Origin of the sequence: Saccharomonospora iraqiensis subsp. iraqiensis (genome assembly GCF_000430445.1) — a bacterium.
Taxonomy (GTDB): domain Bacteria; phylum Actinomycetota; class Actinomycetes; order Mycobacteriales; family Pseudonocardiaceae; genus Saccharomonospora; species Saccharomonospora iraqiensis.
In genome coordinates, this window is the sequence record NZ_KE387123.1 from 17,137 (window position 1) to 20,673 (window position 3,537).

4 protein-coding genes are annotated in these 3,537 nt (G+C 71.7%); 3 read left to right on the top strand and 1 reads right to left on the bottom strand.

What is annotated here, in order from left to right; translation table 11 throughout:
• Positions 1-537 (top strand): chorismate-binding protein (locus tag ACTIR_RS0118395; protein ID WP_026455379.1); only part of this gene is annotated, 537 nt, incomplete at its 5' end.
• A gap of 110 nt (positions 538-647) precedes the next feature.
• Here ACTIR_RS0118395 and mihF read toward each other — a convergent pair.
• Positions 648-959 carry an integration host factor, actinobacterial type gene (mihF, locus tag ACTIR_RS0118400; protein ID WP_007026576.1) on the bottom strand — a complete coding sequence of 104 codons (312 nt, stop codon included), beginning with the start codon at positions 957-959 and terminating at the stop codon, positions 648-650.
• Positions 960-1,281: 322 nt separating this feature from the next.
• Between mihF and ACTIR_RS0118405 the strand changes: the two genes are divergently transcribed.
• Both ACTIR_RS0118405 and ACTIR_RS24220 read left to right on the top strand, forming a co-directional pair.
• Positions 1,282-2,904 (top strand): long-chain fatty acid--CoA ligase, encoded by a 1,623-nt coding sequence (locus ACTIR_RS0118405; RefSeq protein WP_026455380.1) that lies wholly within the window; start codon positions 1,282-1,284, stop codon positions 2,902-2,904.
• Positions 2,905-3,077: 173 nt separating this feature from the next.
• Positions 3,078-3,537, top strand: a 460-nt coding sequence (locus ACTIR_RS24220; protein ID WP_233345948.1) for a TetR/AcrR family transcriptional regulator, incomplete at its 3' end; no start/stop codon positions are given.

The window sequence follows — 3,537 nt, forward strand, 5'->3', positions numbered from 1 at the left end:
CCGCGCGCCGCCGACCCCGCGACCGACCGGGCCAACGGCCGGGCGCTGCTGGCCTCGGCCAAGGACCACGTCGAACACGCCGTCCTGGCCGAGGCCGTCGTGGAGGCCCTGCGGCCGTACTGCCGCAGGCTGGACGTCCCCGACCGGCCGCGCCTGGTGTCCACCCCGACGATGTGGCACCTCGGCACCACGATCACCGGTGAGTTGACCGACCGCGACGTGACCGCCCTGCATCTGGCCGCCGCACTGCATCCGACCCCGGCCATCTGCGGGACACCGACCGACTCCGCGCGGCGACTCGTGACCGAACTCGAGGAGTTCGACCGGGACTACTACGCGGGCACGACCGGCTGGACCGATGCCGACGGCGACGGCGAGTGGGCGGTGTCGATCCGCTGCGCCGAGGCCGACGGCCGCTCGCTGCGGCTCTACGCGGGCGGAGGCATCGTGCCGGAATCGGACCCCAAGGCGGAGCTGGAGGAAACCTCGGCCAAGTTCGCGACGTTGCTGCGCGCGATGGGCCTACCCCAGGAGTGAGACTCGGGTCGCGGGCGGACACGGTCACAGGCGGTCACGGTCGACGCCGGACGCCCCGGCCGCCGTGCGGCGGATCCGGGTCGGCACGTCGGGGCGTCACCGCACCGACCTCACTTCAGGGCGCTGATGAGCGTCTCCCGCTGGCGGTCGCCGAGGCCCGCCGCCCGGCGGTCCGGGTCGATCCCGGCCTGCTCCAGCAGCGCGTTCACCTTGACCTGGCCGAGCCCGGGTACCGCCTTGAGCAGCTGGGTCACCTTCGTCTTGCCGACCGTCTTGTCCTCCTTGGCGCGTTCGAGCACCGTCTCGATGCTCTGCTCGCCCGACTTGATGGAGGCCAGCAGCTCGGAACGGGCCTTCCGGGCCTCGGCGGCCTTGGCCAGCGCCTCTGCCCGCTGCTCCGGGGTCAACGTGGGAAGAGCCAACGCAGTGATCCTTTCTGGTCGTCACCACCACGGCTTCGCGCGGCGGGTCGGGCGGGCGGCACCCGCTGGTACGGGCGCCCGGTGGAACTGGGGCCCACCCTCGGATACCTCGGGGCTCAGTAAACGCCAACCACCGCGATTCCGCGAAATCGACACGCGATATTTCCCCGACCGTGCCACGGCCGGTCACCCGCCGTGTCGGTTGCGTTCGCCCAGCAACCGACCCTCGTCCGGCGTTGGGCGCCGCGCACAAGCCGGGACCGTGCTGAGCGCACTAGAGTCGGGCCGGATCGGATCACCCATACCTGGAGCGGGAGTCTCAATGTTGAGCACCATGCAGGACGGCCAGCTGTCGCTGGCCCACCTGCTGCGGCACGGCGCCCAGATGCATGCCGACAGCGTCGCGGTCACCTGGACGGGCTCCGGGTCCCGGACCGCCACCTTCGCCGAGGTCGGCAAGCGGGCGGCGCAGCTGGCGAACGCGCTGCGCGACCTCGGTATCGACGACGACGAGCGCGTCGGCACGTTCATGTGGAACAACACCGAGCACCTGGAGGCCTACCTCGCCATCCCGGCGATGGGCGCGGTGCTGCACACGCTGAACGTCCGGTTGTTCCCCGAGCAGCTGGTCTTCGTCGCCAACCACGCCGAGGACCGGGTCGTGATCGTCGACGGCACGCTGGTGCCCCTGTTCGCGAAGCAGCTGCCGCAGATGACGACGGTCAAGCACGTCATCGTCGCCAACGGCGACCCCTCCGCGCTGGAGGCCCCGGACGGGGTGCAGGTGCACTCGTACGACGAGCTGCTGTCCGGGCAGCCGGAGACCTTCGACTGGCCGGAGATCGACGAGCGGTCGGCCGCGGCCATGTGCTACACCTCCGGCACCACGGGCGACCCGAAGGGTGTGGTGTACTCGCACCGCTCGATCTGGCTGCACTCGATGCAGGTCTGCATGAGCGACTCGATGCGCCTGTCCGACGCGGACAAGTCCCTGGTGATCGTGCCGATGTTCCACGCGATGTCCTGGGGCATGCCGTACGCGGCGTTCATGGTCGGCGCGTCCATGGTGCTGCCGGACCGCTTCCTGCAGCCGGAGCCGATCGCCCAGATCCTCGCCGCGGAGAAGCCGACCTTCGCGGGCGCCGTCCCGACCATCTGGCAGGGCCTGCTGCAGCACCTGGACGCCAACCCGCAGGACATCTCCCACCTGCGGGAGGTCGTGGTCGGCGGCTCGGCCGCGCCGCCGGCGATGATGCACGCCTTCGAGGAGCGCTACGACGTGCCGGTGCTGCACGCCTGGGGCATGACCGAGACGTCGCCGCTGGGCAGCGTGGCCCGTCCGCCGTCGTCGGCCACCGGGGAGACCGCCTGGCAGTACCGCTACACGCAGGGCCGGTTCCCCGCGTCGGTGCGGGCGCGGCTGATCGACGACAACGGCGACGAGGTCCCGTGGGACGGCGAGAGCGTCGGCGAGCTGGAGGTCGCGGGCCCGTGGATCGCGGGGTCGTACTACGCCGACGCCGACCCGGAGAAGTTCCACGACGGCTGGCTGCGCACCGGCGACGTCGGACGGATCACCCCGGACGGCTACCTCACGCTCACCGACCGCGCCAAGGACGTGATCAAGTCCGGCGGCGAGTGGATCTCCTCGGTGGACCTGGAGAACGAGGTCATGGCGCACCCGGCCGTGGCCGAGGCGGCCGTGGTGGGCGTGCCGGACGAGAAGTGGGACGAACGCCCGCTGGTCGCGGTGGTGCTCGCGGAGGGCGAGCAGGCCACCCCGGAGGAACTGCGCGAGTTCCTGCGCGGCCGGGTCGCCAAGTGGCAGCTGCCCGAGCACTGGACGTTCGTCGACGAGGTGCCCAAGACCAGCGTCGGCAAGTTCGACAAGAAGCGCCTCCGCTCCGCCCACGCCGAAGGCACCCTCGACGTCAACCACTTCTGACCCCACCGACCTCCCCTCACCCGGCCGGGTGTTGCCGTGAAGGGCACTTTCCCTGCGTGTCGTGTCGTGAGGGGCACGTTCCCTGCGTCTGATGCAGGGAACGTGCCCCTCACGCCAACACGGTGGGTGAGGGCGGTGGTCAGCCGGTGGCGTGCTCGGTTAAGGTGTGACAGATGGAGTCGGGTCGTCACATCGCTGCGGGCGGTGCCACCGTCGTCGGTGGGGCCGGGGTTCCGGTACGGACGCCCGGGGACGGGTCGCGGGCCGGGCGCGCTCCCACCGGCCGGGTACCCGACGACGTCCTGCTCGACGCGGCACGGGAGTGTGTCCTCGCCCGGGGCGTGCGCCGCACCACCCTGACCGATATCGCCCGCACCGCCGGCGTGAGCCGGATGACGCTGTACCGCCGGTTCCCGGACGTGCGCAGCGTGCTCGCCGCGCTGATGACGCGGGAGTTCGGCGCGCTGTTGCGCGAGGTCAGTACCCGGGCGGGCGGGGTCGGCGACGACACCGGCGGGGCCGTCGGCACCGGCGACCACGGGGCCGACAGTGTTCCCGGTCCCGACGGAACCCGCGGTGCCGACGGAACCCTGGGTGCCGACGGCGCCGACGGCGGTTCCGGCACCCGGCACG